The sequence below is a fragment of the Pseudomonas sp. GW101-3H06 genome (genome assembly GCF_059424605.1).
The window spans coordinates 6,027,734-6,045,714 of record NZ_JBWKZO010000001.1; the positions used below are offsets into that span (position 1 = coordinate 6,027,734).

16 protein-coding genes and 1 riboswitch are annotated in these 17,981 nt (G+C 59.7%); of the genes, 9 read left to right on the top strand and 7 right to left on the bottom strand.

The genetic code is table 11. The annotated features are described in order from the left end of the window. Positions 1-5: 5 nt before the first annotated feature. Both epd and tkt read right to left on the bottom strand, forming a co-directional pair. Positions 6-1,061 carry an erythrose-4-phosphate dehydrogenase gene (gene epd, locus AC07ZE_RS27785; RefSeq protein WP_207267563.1) on the bottom strand — a complete coding sequence of 352 codons (1,056 nt, stop codon included), beginning with the start codon at positions 1,059-1,061 and terminating at the stop codon, positions 6-8. Between the two features lie 152 nt (positions 1,062-1,213). Beyond that, the gene (gene tkt, locus AC07ZE_RS27790) at positions 1,214-3,211 is read right to left on the bottom strand and encodes a transketolase (RefSeq protein ID WP_207267564.1); all 1,998 of its coding nucleotides are present in this window, start codon (positions 3,209-3,211) and stop codon (positions 1,214-1,216) included. A 273-nt stretch (positions 3,212-3,484) separates the two neighbouring features. Between tkt and AC07ZE_RS27795 the strand changes: the two genes are divergently transcribed. The 4 genes from AC07ZE_RS27795 (at position 3,485) to AC07ZE_RS27810 (ending at position 8,071) form a co-directional block, all read left to right on the top strand. Further along, positions 3,485-4,480, top strand: coding sequence for an ArsR/SmtB family transcription factor (locus AC07ZE_RS27795; protein ID WP_207267565.1), 996 nt, complete (start codon positions 3,485-3,487; stop codon positions 4,478-4,480). Positions 4,481-4,498: 18 nt separating this feature from the next. Continuing rightward, complete coding sequence (gene metK / locus AC07ZE_RS27800) at positions 4,499-5,689, top strand: methionine adenosyltransferase (RefSeq protein WP_095195981.1); 1,191 nt, start codon at positions 4,499-4,501, stop codon at positions 5,687-5,689. A 207-nt stretch (positions 5,690-5,896) separates the two neighbouring features. Next, entirely contained in the window at positions 5,897-7,576 is a 1,680-nt protein-coding gene (gene ligB / locus AC07ZE_RS27805; protein WP_207267566.1) for an NAD-dependent DNA ligase LigB, read from the top strand. A 99-nt stretch (positions 7,577-7,675) separates the two neighbouring features. Beyond that, positions 7,676-8,071 (top strand): DUF1090 domain-containing protein, encoded by a 396-nt coding sequence (locus AC07ZE_RS27810; RefSeq protein ID WP_207267567.1) that lies wholly within the window; start codon positions 7,676-7,678, stop codon positions 8,069-8,071. A gap of 126 nt (positions 8,072-8,197) precedes the next feature. On the opposite strand, the gene AC07ZE_RS27815 is transcribed toward AC07ZE_RS27810, so the two are convergent. After that, entirely contained in the window at positions 8,198-8,647 is a 450-nt protein-coding gene (locus AC07ZE_RS27815) for a c-type cytochrome (protein WP_207267568.1), read from the bottom strand. Positions 8,648-8,775: 128 nt separating this feature from the next. On the opposite strand from AC07ZE_RS27815, the gene mltA reads away from it, so the two are divergent. Next, positions 8,776-9,960, top strand: a complete 1,185-nt coding sequence (gene mltA / locus AC07ZE_RS27820) for a murein transglycosylase A (RefSeq protein ID WP_207267569.1) — start codon at positions 8,776-8,778, stop codon at positions 9,958-9,960. Positions 9,961-10,101: 141 nt separating this feature from the next. Here mltA and AC07ZE_RS27825 read toward each other — a convergent pair whose 3' ends face one another. Continuing rightward, complete coding sequence (locus AC07ZE_RS27825) at positions 10,102-10,485, bottom strand: MAPEG family protein (RefSeq protein WP_095195986.1); 384 nt, start codon at positions 10,483-10,485, stop codon at positions 10,102-10,104. A 31-nt stretch (positions 10,486-10,516) separates the two neighbouring features. Next, a complete protein-coding gene (locus tag AC07ZE_RS27830; RefSeq protein WP_207267570.1) occupies positions 10,517-11,350 on the bottom strand; it encodes an EamA family transporter in 834 nt (277 codons plus the stop codon). Between the two features lie 193 nt (positions 11,351-11,543). On the opposite strand from AC07ZE_RS27830, the gene AC07ZE_RS27835 reads away from it, so the two are divergent. Next, positions 11,544-12,713 (top strand): MFS transporter, encoded by a 1,170-nt coding sequence (locus AC07ZE_RS27835; protein WP_207267571.1) that lies wholly within the window; start codon positions 11,544-11,546, stop codon positions 12,711-12,713. Here the strand turns inward: AC07ZE_RS27835 and AC07ZE_RS27840 are convergent, their stop codons facing one another. Both AC07ZE_RS27840 and AC07ZE_RS27845 read right to left on the bottom strand, forming a co-directional pair. After that, positions 12,714-13,601, bottom strand: coding sequence for a formate/nitrite transporter family protein (locus AC07ZE_RS27840; protein WP_207267572.1), 888 nt, complete (start codon positions 13,599-13,601; stop codon positions 12,714-12,716). It abuts the gene before it with no gap. Positions 13,602-13,712: 111 nt separating this feature from the next. Continuing rightward, positions 13,713-14,117, bottom strand: coding sequence for an acyl-CoA thioesterase (locus tag AC07ZE_RS27845; protein WP_007981658.1), 405 nt, complete (start codon positions 14,115-14,117; stop codon positions 13,713-13,715). A 198-nt stretch (positions 14,118-14,315) separates the two neighbouring features. Next, a riboswitch (S-adenosyl-L-homocysteine riboswitch) is annotated at positions 14,316-14,418 on the top strand. Positions 14,419-14,441: 23 nt separating this feature from the next. On the opposite strand from AC07ZE_RS27845, the gene ahcY reads away from it, so the two are divergent. The 3 genes from ahcY (at position 14,442) to AC07ZE_RS27860 (ending at position 17,868) form a co-directional block, all read left to right on the top strand. Beyond that, positions 14,442-15,851, top strand: coding sequence for an adenosylhomocysteinase (gene ahcY, locus AC07ZE_RS27850; protein ID WP_207267573.1), 1,410 nt, complete (start codon positions 14,442-14,444; stop codon positions 15,849-15,851). Positions 15,852-16,013: 162 nt separating this feature from the next. Next, a complete protein-coding gene (metF, locus tag AC07ZE_RS27855) occupies positions 16,014-16,859 on the top strand; it encodes a methylenetetrahydrofolate reductase [NAD(P)H] (RefSeq protein WP_095195991.1) in 846 nt (281 codons plus the stop codon). Positions 16,860-17,052: 193 nt separating this feature from the next. Continuing rightward, positions 17,053-17,868, top strand: a complete 816-nt coding sequence (locus AC07ZE_RS27860; protein ID WP_207267574.1) for a substrate-binding periplasmic protein — start codon at positions 17,053-17,055, stop codon at positions 17,866-17,868. The last annotated feature ends 113 nt before the right edge of the window (positions 17,869-17,981 follow it).

Genomic DNA, 17,981 nt, shown 5'->3' on the forward strand with positions numbered 1-17,981 from the left:
CTGATTTAGAGAGCAGTTGTTGGAGTCGCTGTTTGCAGATAGTGCTCTGCAACATCCAGCATTCTGTTGGCAAAACCCCATTCGTTGTCGAACCAGGCCAGGATGTTCACCAGCCGAGGGCCGGAAACGCGGGTCTGACTGGCATCGACGATCGCCGAATGCGGGTCGTGGTTAAAGTCACAGCTTGCATGGGGTAGCTCGGTATAGGCCAGAAGGCCTTTGAGCGGGCCGCTGGTGGCAGCCTCGCGCAGGATCCGGTTGACCTCAGTGGCGTCGGTGTCACTCACCGTCTGCATCGTAATATCGAGACAAGACACGTTCACCGTCGGCACACGTACGGCTTTGGCCTGAATTCGCCCGGCAAGTTCCGGCAACAGGCGTTCGATGCCGCGCGCCAGACCGGTGGACACCGGAATCACCGACTGGAACGCCGAACGGGTACGACGCAGATCTTCATGGTGATAGGCGTCGATCACCGGCTGATCGTTCATGGCCGAGTGAATGGTGGTGATCGATACGTACTCCAGGCCGATAGCCTGGTCCAGCAAGCGCAACAGCGGCACGCCGCAGTTGGTGGTGCAGGAGGCGTTGGACACCAACAGTTCATCGCCGGTCAGGCAATCCTGGTTCACGCCGTAGACGATGGTGGCGTCGACATCCGACTCGCTGGCCATCGGCTGGGAAAACAGCACGCGCGGCGCGCCGGCGTCGAGAAAGCGCCGGCCGTCCGCACGGGTGTGGTAAGCACCAGAGCATTCCAGCACCAGATCGACGCCCAGCGACGCCCAATCGATGCCTTCGGGGGTGGTACTGCGCAGGACTTTCACGCAGTTGCCATTGATATGCAGACAATCACCGTCGACCTTCACCTCACCGGGAAAACGCCCGTGGGTGGAGTCGAAGCGTGTCAGGTATTCGATGCTGGCCATGTCGGCCAGATCGTTGATCGCGACAATTTCAAACCCGGCCTTCTCGCCTCGTTCGAACAACGCACGCAAGACGCAACGACCAATCCGGCCGTAGCCGTTGAGTGCAACTTTGTAAGGACGCGGTTGAGGCATGGGGGTTCTCGATTACCTGGGTGAAACCGTGATTGCAGCGTTGCCTGAACCACCGCTTTCGCGAGCAGGCTCGCTCCCACATGGGCGATGTAGATCCCGGTGGGAGCGAGCCTGCTCGCGAAGACGGCGGCTCAGACGCCGCGTCTTTCGGATCAGTCTTCCAGCAGCTCTTCAGCCTGACCCAGGATGTTTTCCAGGGTGAAGCCGAACTCTTCGAACAAGGCAGGCGCAGGCGCCGACTCGCCGTAGGTGGTCATGCCGATCACGCGACCTTCCAGGCCGACGTACTTGTACCAGTAGTCGGCGTGGGAAGCTTCGATGGCGATACGGGCGCTGACCTGCAACGGCAGGACCGATTGCTTGTAGCCGGCATCCTGGGCATCGAACACGCTGGTGCAAGGCATGGAAACCACACGCACCTTTCGGCCTTGCTCGGTGAGTTTTTCGAAGGCCTGAACGGCCAGGCCGACTTCCGAACCGGTGGCGATCAGGATCAGCTCAGGCTCGCCGGCGCAGTCCTTCAACACGTAGCCGCCACGGTTGATGTCGGCGATCTGCAGGGCGTTGCGGGTTTGGTGCTGCAGGTTCTGACGCGAGAAGATCAGGGCCGAAGGGCCGTCTTTACGCTCCAGCGCATACTTCCAGGACACCGCCGATTCAACGGCGTCGGCCGGGCGCCAGGTGTCGAGGTTCGGCGTGCAGCGCAGGCTGGCCAGTTGCTCGATTGGCTGGTGAGTCGGGCCGTCTTCGCCCAGACCGATGGAGTCGTGGGTGTAGACGTGGATTACACGCTGCTTCATCAGGGCCGACATGCGCACGGCGTTGCGGGCGTATTCCATGAACATCAGGAAGGTCGCGCCGTAAGGCACCAGGCCACCGTGCAGGGCAACGCCGTTCATGATCGCGGTCATGCCGAACTCGCGCACACCGTAGTACATGTAATTGCCGCTGGCGTCTTCAGCGGTGACGCCTTTGCAGCCTTTCCACAGGGTCAGGTTGGAACCGGCCAGGTCAGCCGAACCGCCAAGGAACTCAGGCAACAGCGGGCCGAACGCGTTCAGGGCATTCTGGCTGGCTTTACGGCTGGCGATGGTTTCGCCCTTGGCGGCAACTTCGGCGATATAGGCATCGGCCTTCTCGCTGAAGTCAGCCGGCAGTTCGCCGCTCAGACGACGGATCAGCTCGTTGGCTTCTGTCGGGAAAGCAGCGGAGTAGGCGGCGAAACGCTGATCCCATTCGGCTTCAACGGCGCGACCGGCTTCCTTGGCATCCCACTCGGCATAGATGTCCGCCGGAATTTCGAAAGGACCGTGGTTCCACTTCAGCGCAGCGCGGGTCAGGGCGATTTCCGCGTCACCCAGCGGGGCACCGTGGCAATCTTCCTTGCCTTGCTTGTTCGGCGAGCCGAAGCCGATGGTGGTCTTGCAGCAGATCAGGGTTGGCTGATCGCTTTTACGAGCGGTATCGATCGCGATCTTGATCTCTTCCGGGTCGTGACCGTCGACATTGCGGATCACTTGCCAGTTGTAGGATTCGAAACGCTTGGGCGTGTCATCGGTGAACCAGCCTTCGACTTCGCCGTCGATGGAGATGCCGTTGTCGTCGTAGAAGGCGATCAGCTTGCCCAGGCCCAGGGTGCCGGCCAGGGAAGCGACTTCATGGGAAATGCCTTCCATCATGCAGCCATCACCCAGGAACACGTAGGTGTGGTGATCGACAATGTTGTGGCCAGGACGGTTGAATTGCGCCGCCATGACTTTTTCAGCCAGGGCAAAACCCACGGCGTTGGCCAGGCCCTGGCCCAGTGGACCGGTGGTGGTTTCAACACCCGGGGTGTAGCCGAGTTCCGGGTGACCCGGGGTGCGGCTGTGCAGCTGGCGGAACTGCTTCAGGTCTTCGATCGACAGGTCGTAACCGGTCAGGTGCAGCAGCGAGTAGATCAGCATCGAGCCATGACCGTTGGACAGCACGAAGCGGTCACGGTCGGCGAACGATGGATTGCTCGGGTTGTGCTTGAGGTAGTCGCGCCAAAGCACTTCGGCAATATCCGCCATACCCATAGGGGCACCGGGGTGGCCGCTGTTGGCTTTTTGCACGGCATCCATGCTGAGGGCACGAATGGCGTTGGCACGCTCACGACGGCTAGGCATCGCTGTTCTCCTGCGGGTTCTGAATCGAGAGTGAATAAAACGAAACGGAAAAAAGGCGAGCATTTTCCCTCACCGGGCCGCCTCGGGGCAATGACAGATAGTCATCTGAAGGCGTTTTTCCAATCGATAACGACGGTTTCGGCTGGTGAAACCTTTCCGCCACTCGTTTGTTGACTGAAGCTAACGTTAAGAAGTGCCATCTATCGAGCAATATCAAAACTTTTTGATATTGCTCTTGCGGTGCTTCCGGCGCATGACTAGACTGCCGGCCTTATGAATTTACGTGTGCCCTCCATTCGCCATGACGATTGCGATGAGTTGGCGGCCTTGTGCAAGGCCGCTGGCGATCCTTTGCGGCTGAATGTTTTGCGCGCGCTGGCCAACGATTCGTTTGGCGTGCTTGAGCTGGCGCAGATCTTCGGTATCGGCCAGTCCGGCATGAGCCATCACCTCAAGGTATTGGCCCAGGCCGACCTGGTAGCGACCCGCCGTGAAGGCAACGCGATTTTCTACCGTCGCGCCCTGCCCCACACTGAAATGCTGGGCGGCAAACTGCACACGGCCTTGCTCGATGAAGTGGACGAGTTGACCCTGCCTGCCGATGTGCAGTCGCGGATCGCTCAGGTCCACGGGCAAAGGGCGGCGGCCAGCCAGGACTTTTTCTCACGGGTCGCGGAGAAGTTTCGCGCCCAGCAAGATTTGATCGCCGGCCTGCCGCAATACCGCGATAGCGTGGTGGCCTTGCTCGACAAACTGAGTTTCAGCGAAGGTGCCACAGCCATCGAGGTCGGCCCCGGAGACGGTGCTTTTCTACCGGAACTGGCGCGCCGCTTCACCCAGGTCACGGCACTGGACAACAGCCAGGCGATGCTCGAACTGGCGCGCCAGGTGTGCGAGCGCCAGATGCTGACCAACGTCAGCCTGCAGCTGGCCGATGCCTTGAACGGCGTGAGCCTCAAGGCCGATTGCGTTGTATTGAACATGGTGCTGCACCACTTCGCCGCGCCGGCCGATGCGCTCAAGCACATGGCCAATTTGCTGCAACCAGGCGGTAGCCTGTTAGTGACAGAGTTATGTAGCCACAACCAGAGTTGGGCCAAGGAGGCCTGCGGTGATCTCTGGCTGGGGTTTGAACAGGACGACCTGGCCCGTTGGGCCACCGCTGCGGGACTCGATCCCGGGGAAAGCCTCTATGTAGGCTTACGTAATGGTTTCCAGATTCAGGTCCGCCATTTTCAGCGGCCGGCTGGCGACACTCACCATCGGTAATTTCAGGAAAAAATCGAGATGAGCGAATACTCCCTTTTCACCTCCGAGTCCGTGTCTGAAGGGCATCCGGACAAAATCGCCGACCAGATTTCTGATGCGGTACTGGACGCCATCATTGCTGAAGACAAGTTCGCCCGAGTGGCGTGCGAGACTCTGGTGAAAACGGGCGTGGCAATCATCGCCGGCGAAGTCACCACCTCGGCCTGGGTTGACCTGGAGCAGATCGTTCGTGACGTCATCACCGACATCGGCTACACCAGCTCCAACGTCGGCTTCGACGGTGCGACCTGCGGCGTGATGAACATCATCGGCAAGCAGTCCCCTGACATCAACCAGGGTGTCGACCGCGCCAAGCCTGAAGATCAGGGTGCCGGCGACCAGGGCCTGATGTTCGGCTACGCCAGCAACGAAACCGACGTGCTGATGCCAGCGCCGATCACCTTCTCGCACCAGCTTGTGCAAAGGCAAGCTGAAGCCCGTAAATCCGGCCTGCTGCCTTGGCTGCGTCCAGACGCCAAGTCGCAAGTAACCTGCCGTTACGAAAACGGCAAGGTTGTCGGTATCGACGCCGTTGTTCTGTCGACCCAGCACAACCCGGAAGTGTCGTACAACGACCTGCGCGAAGGCGTAATGGAGCTGATCGTCAAGCACGTGCTGCCTGCCGAGCTGCTGACCAAGGACACCCAGTTCCACATCAACCCGACCGGCCAGTTCATCATCGGCGGCCCGGTGGGTGACTGCGGTCTGACCGGTCGCAAGATCATCGTCGACAGCTATGGCGGCATGGCCCGTCACGGCGGTGGCGCGTTCTCCGGTAAAGATCCATCGAAGGTTGACCGTTCGGCTGCCTACGCCGGTCGTTACGTGGCGAAAAACATCGTCGCCGCCGGCCTGGCCGAGCGTTGCGAGATTCAGGTGTCCTACGCCATCGGCGTCGCCCAGCCGACTTCGATCTCGTTGAACACCTTCGGCACCGGCAAGATCAGCGATGACAAGATCGTCAAGCTGGTCCGCGAAGTGTTCGACTTGCGTCCATACGCGATCACCAAGATGCTCGACCTGCTGCACCCGATGTACCAGGAAACCGCAGCGTACGGCCACTTCGGTCGTACTCCGGCAACCAAGACTGTGGGTGACGATACTTTCACCACCTTCACCTGGGAAAAAACCGACCGCGCCGACGCCCTGCGTTCTGCCGCCGGCCTGTAAGCCTTTTCCGGCTGTACCAAGAGCCCCGCACGGTTTTGCCGTGCGGGGCTTTTTATTGCCTTGCATTCGAGACCACATCGCCCCCTTCGCGAGCAGGCTCGCGAAGGAGCCAGTCCAGACAACAAAACATTCGGCAAAACACCCACCCTTCAAGCCAGCCAGTACTCGCCTAGCCTTCAGGCACCCCAATGAGCAAGGACGCTCGCGATGCCCGTCACCCTGCGCCTGTTTTTCACTTGCCTGCTGACCCTCTCCAGCCTGAACGCCAACGCCACCCCATGCCCTGACTGGCCACCCGAACGCGCCTCGAACGAAGTCGCTGCACTGCAAAAACAGATCGACCTCTGGGACGATAGCTATCACCGCGAAGGAAAATCCCTGGTCACCGATGAACTCTATGACCAGTCCCGCGCGCGCCTCGCCCAGTGGCACCAATGCTTCAATCGCGGCTCACCCACAAATCCACTGCGCACCGCGCGCGGCACGATTGCCCACCCCATCGCCCACACCGGCCTGGAAAAACTCCACGACGATCAAGCCGTCGAACGCTGGCTGCGTGATCGTACGGACGTCTGGGCCCAACCCAAGGTCGACGGCGTTGCCGTGACTTTGATCTATTGCCAGGGCCTGCTGACCCAGGCGATCAGTCGTGGCGATGGTTCACATGGCCAGGACTGGACGACTTCGGCACGTCAGATTGCAGCCATCCCCCAACACCTCTCGCAACCCCTGGACCTGTTGGTGCAAGGCGAACTCTACTGGCGCCTGGACGGGCATGTGCAGGCTCGGGACGGCAGCCTCAATGCCCGTGCCACGGTCGCTGGCTTGATGGCCCGCAAAGCATTAACTGCGCAGCAGGCAATCGGGATAGGCCTGTTCGTCTGGGACTGGCCGCAAGGTCCGGTGAGTTTGCCGGAGCGCGTCGCGATGCTGGATGCACTGGGGTTTCCAGGCACCACGGCATACAGCCAACCGATCAGCCCATTGGCCGATGCACAGCGCTGGCGCGAGCACTGGTATCGCTCGCCCCTGCCATTTACCAGCGATGGCATCGTCCTGCGCCAGGGAAACCGACCACCCGCCGAACGCTGGCAAGCCAAACCGCCTTACTGGATCGTTGCCTGGAAATACCCTTTCGCCCAGGCACTGGCGCAAGTACGCAAGGTTCACTTCAAGATCGGCCGGACCGGGCGGATCACCCCGGTACTGGAGCTGACGCCGGTGATGCTCGATGACCGGCAAATCAAGCGTGTCAGTGTGAGCTCCTTGCAACGCTGGCAATTTCTGGACATTCGGCCCGGTGACCAGGTCGCCATCAGCTTGGCCGGCCTGACCATTCCCAGACTGGATGGCGTGGTGCTGCGCAGCACCGAGCGAGCGGAACTGAACGTGCCGCTGGCAACGGACTTTCATTCGCTAAGCTGCTGGCAACCGACACCGGGATGCGAGGGTCAATTCCTCGCCCGCCTGACCTGGCTCAGTGGCAAACAGGGCCTGGCTTTGTCCCATGTCGGCCCTGGCACCTGGGAAAAGCTTCTTGAATCAGGCCGCCTGAAAGGTCTGCTCGATTGGTTGACCCTCGATGCTCAAGAGCTTGCTAACATTGATGGTTTCGGTAAGCGCAGTGCCGCGCGACTTTCGAGCAGTTTCGACAGTGCCCGGCAACGACCATTCACCCGTTGGCTCAAAGCCCTGGGCATGCCACCGACAGGCCAGGCACATCTCGTTGATTCATGGCAGGCGCTGGCGAATCGAAACACCGAACAATGGCAGGCCGAATCCGGGATCGGCCCGGGACGCGCAGCGCAGCTGAGCGCGTTTTTCCGCGACCCGCAGGTCCTGGCCTTGAGTGAAGCATTACGGGCGGCAGGGATTGACGGCTTTTAACGACCGCCAATGCCTTGGCACCCGGGAACCCTCTAGTACCGATGAGCTCAAACAAGCCATCGCTGCATCGTCACGATTGCCTTTTCACATGGAGCTTTTATGAAATTTCTTTCACCGCTCGCCCTGTTGGCCCTTTGCAGCGTGATGGCCGCCCCGTTGATGGCGGCCGAAGATGCACCGGAACTGACCGGCTGCGCCGCCAAGAAACAAGGCATCATCAATCAGATCGAACTGGCCAAGTCCCGAGCTAATGCTGAACAGCAGGCAGGACTGGAAAAAGCCCTCAGCGAAGTCACCGCGAACTGCACGGACGCCTCGCTGAAGAAGGAACGGGAAAACAAGGTGCTCGACGCCAAGCACGAAGTCAGCAAGCGTCAGTCCGACCTCGACAAGGCCATGAAAAAAGGCGATCCCGAGAGGATCGACAAGCGCAAAGAGAAGCTCGCCGAATCCCGCAAGCAATTGCAGGAAGCGGTCGACGAGTTGGATAAGTAAGAAACGGTAAAAAACGTGGATCGTTGGCGTTGCCAGATCCGTCTTCGCGAGCAGGCTCGCTTCCACAGGGGAATGCGATTAACTGTGCGAGCCTGCTCGCGAAGGCGTCAGACCCGGCACCGCCAATTAATGATCCCGAAACTCTTTATGACACGCACTACAGGCGTCTTCGACTTTCTGCACCGCCGGCCCCAGGTTGCTGGCCTTATAGGGCTGAACCTGGCTGGCGATCACCAGTTCGCCGGTAGCGGCTTCAAGGGTGCGGGCCATTTCCTGAAAACGCTCCTGCTGTTGCCAGACATCGCTTTTGGCACTGGTATGGTCTTCTTCACGCACCTGCGGGAAATGCTTCCATGGTTCACGGGACAACGCGTCAAGTTTTACCGCGCCGTCAGCGAACTTTGGGCCATCGAACGGAATACGGCCACGCAACATGCCACCCAGGTCCTCGCCGGTCTTGAGCATTTGCTTGAAAATGGCCTTGCGCTGACCAAGTGGCGAATTAGGATCGACACCGCCGCAGGCGGACAACGCCAGGCAGGCCAGCAATACAACAGTAAGTCTTTTAAGAGTCATGTCGGCTTCAGGTCACGGGAAACGGCGGCCAGTATCCTCGCGTCATCGGCAAACACCAATAGCCCTATTATCAATACGGGTTGCACGAGCGCATGGAGCACTCAGGCAACCGGCAAAGGAATCACTCCATGAACAGCCGTATCAAGGCATGGCGACGCAGCCTGGCCTGGACCCTGCCATTGGTGGCCCTGCTCGCAGGCTGCACCGGTGGTGACAAACAACAACCGAAAACCCACGCCTTGGCCACCTACTCCAGTGCCACGTGGGAGGCGCTGCCGGCAGTTTCCGACAATGACCTGGTTGCTGGCTTCGGCTCGTGGCGCAGCGCCTGTACACGACTCAAGGCCGACCCGGTCTGGGGTACCACCTGCGCAGCAGCCGCCAACGTGCCGCAAACCGCCAGCGAGATTCGTGGCTTTCTCAAGCAGAACCTCGACGTCTATGGCCTGCGGGCCGCCAATGACAACCCCAACGGTTTGATCACCGGTTACTACGAACCGGTCTACCCCGGCAGCCTGACCCAGACGGCAACGGCGAACATCCCGGTGTATGGCGTGCCCGAAGACATGATCATCGTTGCCCTGGACAGCATCTACCCGGAACTAAAAGGCAAACGCCTGCGCGGCCGGCTCGAAGGTCGCGTCCTCAAGCCATACGACGATGCGGCAACGATTGAAACCAAAGGGGTCAAGGCGCCGGTGGTGGCCTGGCTGACTGATCCGATGAACCTGCAGTTCCTGCAGATCCAGGGTTCGGGTCGTATCCAGCTCGACAGCGGTCGCCAGTTGCGCATCGCTTACGCCGACCAGAATGGCCACCCGTATCGGCCGATCGGACGCTGGCTGGTGGAGCAAGGCGAACTGAAGAAAGAGGACGTGACGATGGGCACGATCAGCGCTTGGGCCAAGGCCAATCCGTCGCGCATTCCGGAACTGCTCGGCAGCAATCCAAGTTATGTGTTTTTCACCCGTAACCCCGACAGCAACGAAGGGCCTCGCGGCTCGTTGAATGTGCCATTGACCGCGGGTTACAGCGCAGCGGTGGATCGCAAGGTCATTCCGCTGGGCAGCCTGTTGTGGCTATCCACCACCAAACCGGACGGCACCGCATTGGTTCGACCGGTGGCGGCGCAGGACACGGGTGGCGCAATTGCCGGCGAGGTTCGCGCAGATCTGTTCTGGGGCACGGGCGATGCGGCCGGGCAACTGGCCGGGGACATGAAGCAACAGGGGCAGATCTGGATGCTGTGGCCTAAGGGTGCGGCACTGCCGCAAGTTCCGCAGGTGGCTGATGCAGAGAAGACCAAACCCTGATTCAAGCGTTGGCCATTAGATAGCTTTCGCGAGCAGGCTCGCTCCCACAAGGATCTTCAGTGAACACAAATCCTGTGCATGAAGAAATCCAACTGTGGGAGCGAGCTTGCTCGCGAAGGGGCCTGAATTGGCAACGAAGGTTCAGGCTGATACAACGAAAAACGCCACAATCAACCCCATCCCCACAAACCACATCAACGACCGCAATGTCGCCAGATCCGTTAGATAAAAAATGATGTACAGCAGCCGGCTGGTGATGAACAACACCGACAGCACGTTGATCGTCACCAATTCCGCATTACCGGCCAGGTGAGCCACGATCACCGCCGCAGCGAACGCCGGGGTCACTTCAAAGCTGTTCAGTTGCGCCGCATTTGCGCGCCTGCCCAATCCTTCCAGCGAATCGAGAAAACCCCGGGGGTCATGGTTGTGCCTCAACCTGAACCCGCCGCTGATCTTGGCCACACCCACACACACATACGGCAGGAAAATCGCAATCAAAATGCACCACAGAGCAACCGTCATAAAGCAGTCCCTTCTTCACGTTACAGAGCAGTCAGAATTTCATCACCAGCATGCCGATCAGCACCAGACTACAGGCCAGTAGCCGTGGCCTGCCAAAAGGCTCTTTCAGGTAACGCATGCCGAACAGCACCACCAGAATCACACTGATCTCGCGCAACGCCGCCGCCTCGGCAATCGAGCCCAGCTGCATGGCCCACAGCACCAAAGCGTAGCTGAACAACACGCAGAACCCGACCGCCAGCCCCAAACGCCACTGCTCACGCCAGAACAACCTGAACGCCGGCCGCTTTCGCACCCAGGCCAGCAACGGGAATGGCCAGGCGCTGAGTAGCGTCACCCAGACCAGATAGTCCAGCGGATGCGACCAGCGCCGCAGCGCCTGACCGTCGATGTAGGTGTAGCAACCGATGCACAGGCCGATCAGCGCCACCACCGGCAACATCGACCAGGGCAGGCGCGCCCCGCCTCCACCCTGCCAAAGCAGACACAGCATGCCAAGCGGGATCAGCAGAATCCCGAAGATCTGCTGATGGGTCAGCGCTTCTCCGGCGAAGATCAGCGTCAGCGCCAGCACCACCAAGGGTGACAACCCGCGCATCAACGGATAGACCAGCCCAAGGTCACCGACCCGGTAGGCTTGGATCAATAGATAGCGATAGAGCAACTCGAACGCTGCGGAAGCCAAAATCCAGGACCAGATTTCCACAGGCGGCAGTTCCACAAAAGGCAGCATCAATGCGACAAAAAGCATCGCCACGCTGTCCATGCAGGCGACCACCAACAAGCGTTCAGCGCTGAATTTGATCAGGGTATTCCACGCCGCGTGCAACAGCGCCGCCACCAACACCAGAGCCGTCGCAAGCACGGCACACTCCTTTTGTTGTCTGAATTGATTCGCGATATATCAGCAGCTGTTTATACTGCAAGCGACCACGCCGCACTCAGTTGCGCACAGACTAATTCCAATAACATTCGCCCCTGCCCGCTCTCATCGAGAACGGTCTTCGGCATGCGTATGCCTGATCACAGCGTCAAGACTACCGACAGAGACCTTGCGCATGCCACTCGCTTTGTTTGCCCTCGCTGTTGCCGCATTCGGCATCGGCACCACTGAATTCGTCATCATGGGTCTGCTGCCCGACGTTGCCCGCGACCTCGCGGTAAGCATTCCCCATGCCGGTCTGTTGATCACCGGTTACGCATTGGGCGTCGTGTTCGGTGCACCGATCCTCGCGGTCGGCACCGCCAACATGCCGCGCAAAGCCACATTGCTGGGCATGACGCTGATGTTCATCCTCGGCAACATGCTCTGCGCCCTGGCCCCGAACTACGCCACGCTCATGGCCGCCCGAGTGGTGACCGCGCTGTGCCACGGAGCGTTTTTCGGCATCGGCTCGGTGGTCGCCGCCGGGCTGGTGGCGCCGAACAAACGGGCTCAGGCGATTGCGATGATGTTCACCGGCCTGACCCTGGCCAACGTGCTGGGCGTGCCGCTGGGCACCGCACTTGGGCAATACGCCGGCTGGCGTTCGACGTTCTGGGCGGTGTCGGTGATCGGCGTGATCGCCGCCATCGCGCAATGGATCTGGTTGCCGAAGGACATTGCGATGGACAAGGCCAACCTCGCCAGCGAGTTCAAGGTTTTGGGCAAGGTCAACGTGCTGCTGGCACTGGGCATGAGCGTGCTGGCCTCGACCAGCCTGTTCAGCGTATTCACCTACATCGCGCCGATCCTGCAGGACATCACCGGTGTCAGCCCCCATGGCGTGACGATCATGCTGCTGTTGTTCGGGGTGGGTTTGACGGCGGGCAGCATGCTAGGTGGCCGCCTGGCCGACAGTCGCTTGTTGCCGTCGCTGGTTGGTATGGCGTTGGCCGTGGCGCTGGTTTTGGCCGCCTTCAGCCAGACCAGCCACTCCGTCATCCCGGCTGCGATTACCCTGGTATTGTGGGGGATCTTCGCTTTCGCGCTGTGCCCGATCCTGCAATTGCTAATCATCGATCAAGCCCACGAAGCGCCTAACCTGGGGTCGACCTTGAACCAGAGCGCTTTTAACCTCGGCAATGCGGCGGGAGCATGGATTGGCGGCCTGGTGGTGGCCAGCGGCGCGGACCTGGCGGACTTGCCATGGACGGGCGCTCTGGTCAGCGGGCTGACGGTACTGACCGCGCTGTTCTTCATTTACCTGCAACGACGCCGGGCCATTGCGGTGAACGTGCCAGGCTGATCACTTTTCGCTTTTCTGCGGCCCTGGCTCTTCGGTGCGGCTCGCCGTTTCTTTCGGCGGGCCGCTTTCACTGCGGATCTGCGCGTGACTGATCAGGGCAAAGATAAAGCTGCCACCGACAATGTTCCCCACCAGCGTGGGCCCTGCGAATACCAGCCAAAAATCCTGCCACGGCAACTCACCGGCAAACACCAGGTATGAAACCTCCACCGAGCCGACCACGATGTGGGTGAAATCTCCCAGCGCCATAAAGTAGGTGATGAGGATGATGATCCACATCTTTGCGCTCTCCATGGACGGAATCATCCAAACCATGGTGGCGATCATCCAGCCGGAGACGATGCCTTTGGCGAACATTTTGCTGGCATCGTTCTCCATGACCTTGCGACCGATGTCGAGGAAGGCCACATCGGTCTTGCTGTCGAAAATCGGCAGCTCCAGCATCACGTAAGCCACCAGGATGGTGCCGCACAGGTTGCCGACCAGCACCACGGACCACAGTCGCAACAAACGACCGAAATTCCACAAAGTGGGCTTGCTCATGATCGGCAGCACGGCCGTCAGGGTGTTCTCGGTGAACAGTTGCTGGCGACCCAGGATCACCGCGAGAAATCCGGCGCAGTAGCCGAAACTGGCAATCACCTTGAAGCCTTCGTCATCCGGCAAGCGGGAGTTGAGCAACCCCATGGCCATCAACGAAAGCCCCATGGTCAGGCCGGCAGCCAGCGCCGACCACCACAACGCTGCAACGCTGCGTTCAAGTTCCTTATCGCCCTGGGTACGGATGATTTCGTGCAGCACCGCCGCGCGCGGTGGCTGGTTCTTTTCGACCTCGTGCTGTTCGTGAGCCGAGAGCTCGGGGGTCTTGCCGTCTTTATGAGTGTCCATGGAGCTCCTGAACCGCTGGCGTGCGATGTAGTTACGACCCGCGCGGATCACACCTGTTCAGTAGCCCGATCAATCTCCGTTTCCCCGCTCGCGAAGGGGCCGCCACCGTATTCATTGAACGGCGTCATCATCCTTGAACTGATCTTTGACGTACTTGATCTCGGTCCGGCCGTGCGGTGCAGGCAAACCGTCTTCGCCCAGGTTGACGAAGACCATCTTCTCCACCGTCAGGATGCTTTTGCGGGTGATTTTGTTGCGCACTTCGCAAGTCAGGGTGATCGAGGTGCGGCCGAACTCGGTGGCGGTGATGCCCAGTTCGATAATGTCGCCCTGACGGGAAGCGCTGACGAAGTTGATTTCGGAAATGTACTTGGTGACGACGCGCTGGTTACCCAACTGAACGATGGCGTAGATCGCCGCTTCTTCGTCGATCCAGCGAAGAAGACTGCCGCCAAACAGCGTGCCGTTGGGGTTGAGGTCTTCGGGTTTGACCCATTTGCGGGTGTGGAAATTCATGTTCACTCCTTTGCGTCTTGCCCAATGATGGACGGTATCTTGGCAGACCCCGGGCCAGAGCTCTATTCGGCATCTTCTATAGCCACTATTACCGTTCGCACATTGACCGACAGAAACCCTTTGGAAGATCAGCATAGCCCGCTATAATCGCCCCCGTTTCAAAACGGTAACTTCAACTTGATACCGTTTTCCCGCCACCTGTCCGAGGGGCGCTGCAGCAGGCTAGACCTGTCAGGCTCGGATGGGGCGTTGCCGGGCCTTGATCGGTCCGACACTAAACGCACAACGGCGCCCATTCGCATACATTACGAATGGAGGCTCTTCATGAGCGCTGTTATCACGCCTGCAGATTTCACCGATTACAAAGTCGCCGACATGTCCCTGGCTGCCTGGGGTCGTCGCGAAACCATCATCGCCGAATCCGAAATGCCGGCCCTGATGGGTCTGCGCCGCAAGTACTCCGAAGAGCAACCGCTCAAGGGCGCGAAGATCCTCGGCTGCATCCACATGACCATCCAGACTGCCGTGCTGATCGAAACCCTGGTTGCCCTGGGTGCCGAAGTACGCTGGTCGTCCTGCAACATTTTCTCGACTCAAGACCAGGCCGCCGCATCCATCGCCGCTGCCGGCATTCCGGTTTTCGCCTGGAAAGGTGAAACCGAAGAAGAGTACGAGTGGTGCCTGGAGCAAACCATCCTCAAGGATGGCGCGCCTTGGGATGCCAACATGATCCTCGACGACGGCGGCGACCTGACCGAATTGCTGCACAAGAAGTACCCGCAGGTACTGGACCGCGTTCACGGCGTGACCGAAGAAACCACCACTGGCGTGCACCGCCTGCTGGACATGCTGGCCAAGGGCGAGCTGAAAATCCCGGCCATCAACGTCAACGACTCGGTAACCAAGAGCAAGAACGACAACAAGTACGGCTGCCGTCATAGCCTGAACGATGCGATCAAGCGCGGTACCGACCACCTGCTGTCCGGCAAGCAAGCGCTGGTCATCGGTTACGGTGACGTGGGCAAGGGCTCTGCTCAGTCCCTGCGTCAGGAAGGCATGATCGTTAAAGTCTCCGAAGTCGACCCGATCTGCGCCATGCAAGCCTGCATGGACGGCTTCGAACTGGTTTCGCCGTTCATCGACGGTATCAACACCGGTACCGAAGAAAGCATCGACAAAGCGCTGCTGGGCAAGATCGACCTGATCGTGACCACCACCGGTAACGTCAATGTTTGCGACGCAAACATGCTCAAGGCCCTGAAGAAGCGCGCTGTTGTCTGCAACATCGGTCACTTCGACAACGAAATCGACACCGCTTTCATGCGCAAGAACTGGGCATGGGAAGAAGTCAAGCCACAGGTTCACAAGATCCATCGTACCGGTCCTGGCGCATTCGATGCCCAGAACGACGACTACCTGATCCTGCTGGCCGAAGGCCGTCTGGTTAACCTGGGCAACGCCACTGGCCACCCAAGCCGCATCATGGACGGTTCGTTCGCCAACCAGGTTCTGGCGCAGATCTTCCTGTTCGGCCAGAAGTACGCCGACCTGTCGCCAGCCCAGAAAGCCGAGCGCCTGACCGTTGAAGTACTGCCGAAGAAACTCGACGAAGAAGTGGCCCTGGAAATGGTCCGCGGTTTCGGCGGCGTTGTGACTCAACTGACCAAGACCCAGGCCGACTACATCGGCGTGACCGTCGAAGGCCCGTTCAAGCCGCACGCTTACCGCTACTGATCAGACCTGCAGCCTGCTCCCCCTTGTGGGAGCGGGCTTGCTCGCGAAGGCGACTTATCATTCAACATTAATGTTGCCTGACCCACCGCTTTCGCGAGCAAGCCTGCTCCCACATCGGGAAGTGCAAGCCTCACAGGCTCACGCGTTTTCAAGGGTATAACCATGTCCCAAGATCGTCGCTACAGCTTCGAGTTCTTCCCTACGAAGACCGATGCTGGGCATGAAAAGCTGCTCGCCACTGCTCGTCAGCTGGCCACCTACAACCCCGACTTCTTCTCCTGCACCTATGGTGCTGGCGGTTCGACCCGTGATCGCACCCTCAACACCGTGCTGCAGCTCGAAAGCGAAGTGAAAATCCCTGCCGCACCGCACTTGTCTTGCGTGGGCGATAGCAAGGACGACTTGCGCGGCCTGCTGGCCGAGTACAAAGCGGCCGGCATCAAGCGCATCGTTGCCCTGCGCGGCGACTTGCCGTCGGGCATGGGCATGGCCAGTGGTGAGTTGCGCCACGCCAATGACCTGGTCGAATTCATTCGTGAAGAGACTGGCAATCATTTCCACATCGAAGTCGCCGCCTACCCGGAAATGCATCCGCAAGCGCGTAACTTCGAAGACGATATCGCCAACTTCGTGCGCAAGGCCAACGCCGGCGCCGACAGCGCGATCACCCAGTACTTCTTCAATGCCGACAGCTACTTCTACTTTGTCGACCGCGTGCGGGCGCTGGGCGTGAACCTCCCGATCGTGCCGGGCATCATGCCGATCACCAACTACAGCAAACTGGCACGCTTCTCCGACGCCTGCGGTGCGGAAATCCCGCGCTGGATCCGCAAGCAACTGGAAGCGTACGGCGACGACACCCAAAGCATTCAGCGTTTCGGCGAGCAAGTCATCACCGAGATGTGTGATCGATTGCTGCAAGGTGGCGCGCCAGGATTGCACTTCTACACACTGAATCAGGCCGAAGCGAGCCTGGCGGTGTGGAACAACCTGAAGTTGCCGCGTTAAAAATCGTCAAAGAAAGATCAAAAGATCGCAGCCTGCGACAGCTCCTACATTGGAATGTGAAGTTTCTGTAGGAGCTGTCGCAGGTTGCGATTTTTTGTTCTCACATGCACTTTTATTGTGCGCAAAGACACGGAGATAGAGCATCTGCAGCCAGTTTCTGGCTCTTTCCCATTTCTCGTCGTAATCTCAGCCCATGCCTTTGATCACGCAGTTAATCGCCGTGTTTGTCTTCACTTGCCTGAGCTTTGCCGCTCGGGGCGAGAAATTGCGCATTGTCACAGAACCGTGGGCTCCTTACGTGTATGAGGAAAACGGCAAATCCCTGGGCCTGGACTACGAAACCACGGCGATTGTCTTCAAGCGCCTGGGCATCGAAGTGGAGTGGCAGTTCCTGCCATGGAAACGTTGTCTGTCGATGCTCGAAACGGGTCAGGCTGATGGGGCGCTGGACATTTTTCACAGCGATGAGCGCGACGCGACCCTGCTCTACCCCAGCGAACCGCTCTCGGAAGTCCAGTTCGTGATGTTCTATGCCAATGAACGACCACACCCGTTCCGCACCCTCGACGAACTTCGCGGCCTGACTATCGGCACCTCGCCGGGTTACCTCTACAGCAAGGATTTCAGCGAGTCGACGCTGTTCACCCGCGAGCCGGCGCCCAGCCATGAAGCCAACTTCGGAAAGCTGGTGCGCGGACGGATCGACCTGCTGATCACCGACCGCCGTGTCGGCCAGCATCTGCTCGACGAGCTGAACATCCGCGACAGGATTACCGAAAACCCCACGATCATCAGCCAGCAGAGTCAATTTCTGGCGGTGCGGCGCAATGCCGGTATGGATTTGCTGGTGCAGCGCTTCGGTGCCGAGCTCAAGCGCTTCAAGCGCGAACCGGCCTATGCCGAGCTGAGCGCCCGCTACGGTGCTGCACCGACAAATGCAGCGGGTGCCGCAAGTGTCAGCGCCACCCGTACAAAAACCGTTGAGCAGCAGGAAAGCGGCGCGCAGTGATTGCTCTGTTATACTCCGGCCTTCCCGCCAGGCTCACGCCCGGACGCCCGGAATCGTTCAAGGCATCTCGACCCCGCTACAGCGCAGCTTTTCAGCCCGCGCGAGCGCTCCAG

What these genes read in the sequence shown, in the direction of transcription:
- epd (WP_207267563.1), bottom strand. Translation starts at nt 1,061, where the DNA reads ATGCCTCAACCGCGTCCTTACAAAGTTGCACTCAACGGCTACGGCCGG.
- tkt (WP_207267564.1), bottom strand. Translation starts at nt 3,211, where the DNA reads ATGCCTAGCCGTCGTGAGCGTGCCAACGCCATTCGTGCCCTCAGCATG.
- AC07ZE_RS27795 (WP_207267565.1), top strand. Translation starts at nt 3,485, where the DNA reads ATGAATTTACGTGTGCCCTCCATTCGCCATGACGATTGCGATGAGTTG.
- metK (WP_095195981.1), top strand. Translation starts at nt 4,499, where the DNA reads ATGAGCGAATACTCCCTTTTCACCTCCGAGTCCGTGTCTGAAGGGCAT.
- ligB (WP_207267566.1), top strand. Translation starts at nt 5,897, where the DNA reads ATGCCCGTCACCCTGCGCCTGTTTTTCACTTGCCTGCTGACCCTCTCC.
- AC07ZE_RS27810 (WP_207267567.1), top strand. Translation starts at nt 7,676, where the DNA reads ATGAAATTTCTTTCACCGCTCGCCCTGTTGGCCCTTTGCAGCGTGATG.
- AC07ZE_RS27815 (WP_207267568.1), bottom strand. Translation starts at nt 8,647, where the DNA reads ATGACTCTTAAAAGACTTACTGTTGTATTGCTGGCCTGCCTGGCGTTG.
- mltA (WP_207267569.1), top strand. Translation starts at nt 8,776, where the DNA reads ATGAACAGCCGTATCAAGGCATGGCGACGCAGCCTGGCCTGGACCCTG.
- AC07ZE_RS27825 (WP_095195986.1), bottom strand. Translation starts at nt 10,485, where the DNA reads ATGACGGTTGCTCTGTGGTGCATTTTGATTGCGATTTTCCTGCCGTAT.
- AC07ZE_RS27835 (WP_207267571.1), top strand. Translation starts at nt 11,544, where the DNA reads ATGCCACTCGCTTTGTTTGCCCTCGCTGTTGCCGCATTCGGCATCGGC.
- AC07ZE_RS27840 (WP_207267572.1), bottom strand. Translation starts at nt 13,601, where the DNA reads ATGGACACTCATAAAGACGGCAAGACCCCCGAGCTCTCGGCTCACGAA.
- AC07ZE_RS27845 (WP_007981658.1), bottom strand. Translation starts at nt 14,117, where the DNA reads ATGAATTTCCACACCCGCAAATGGGTCAAACCCGAAGACCTCAACCCC.
- ahcY (WP_207267573.1), top strand. Translation starts at nt 14,442, where the DNA reads ATGAGCGCTGTTATCACGCCTGCAGATTTCACCGATTACAAAGTCGCC.
- metF (WP_095195991.1), top strand. Translation starts at nt 16,014, where the DNA reads ATGTCCCAAGATCGTCGCTACAGCTTCGAGTTCTTCCCTACGAAGACC.
- AC07ZE_RS27860 (WP_207267574.1), top strand. Translation starts at nt 17,053, where the DNA reads ATGCCTTTGATCACGCAGTTAATCGCCGTGTTTGTCTTCACTTGCCTG.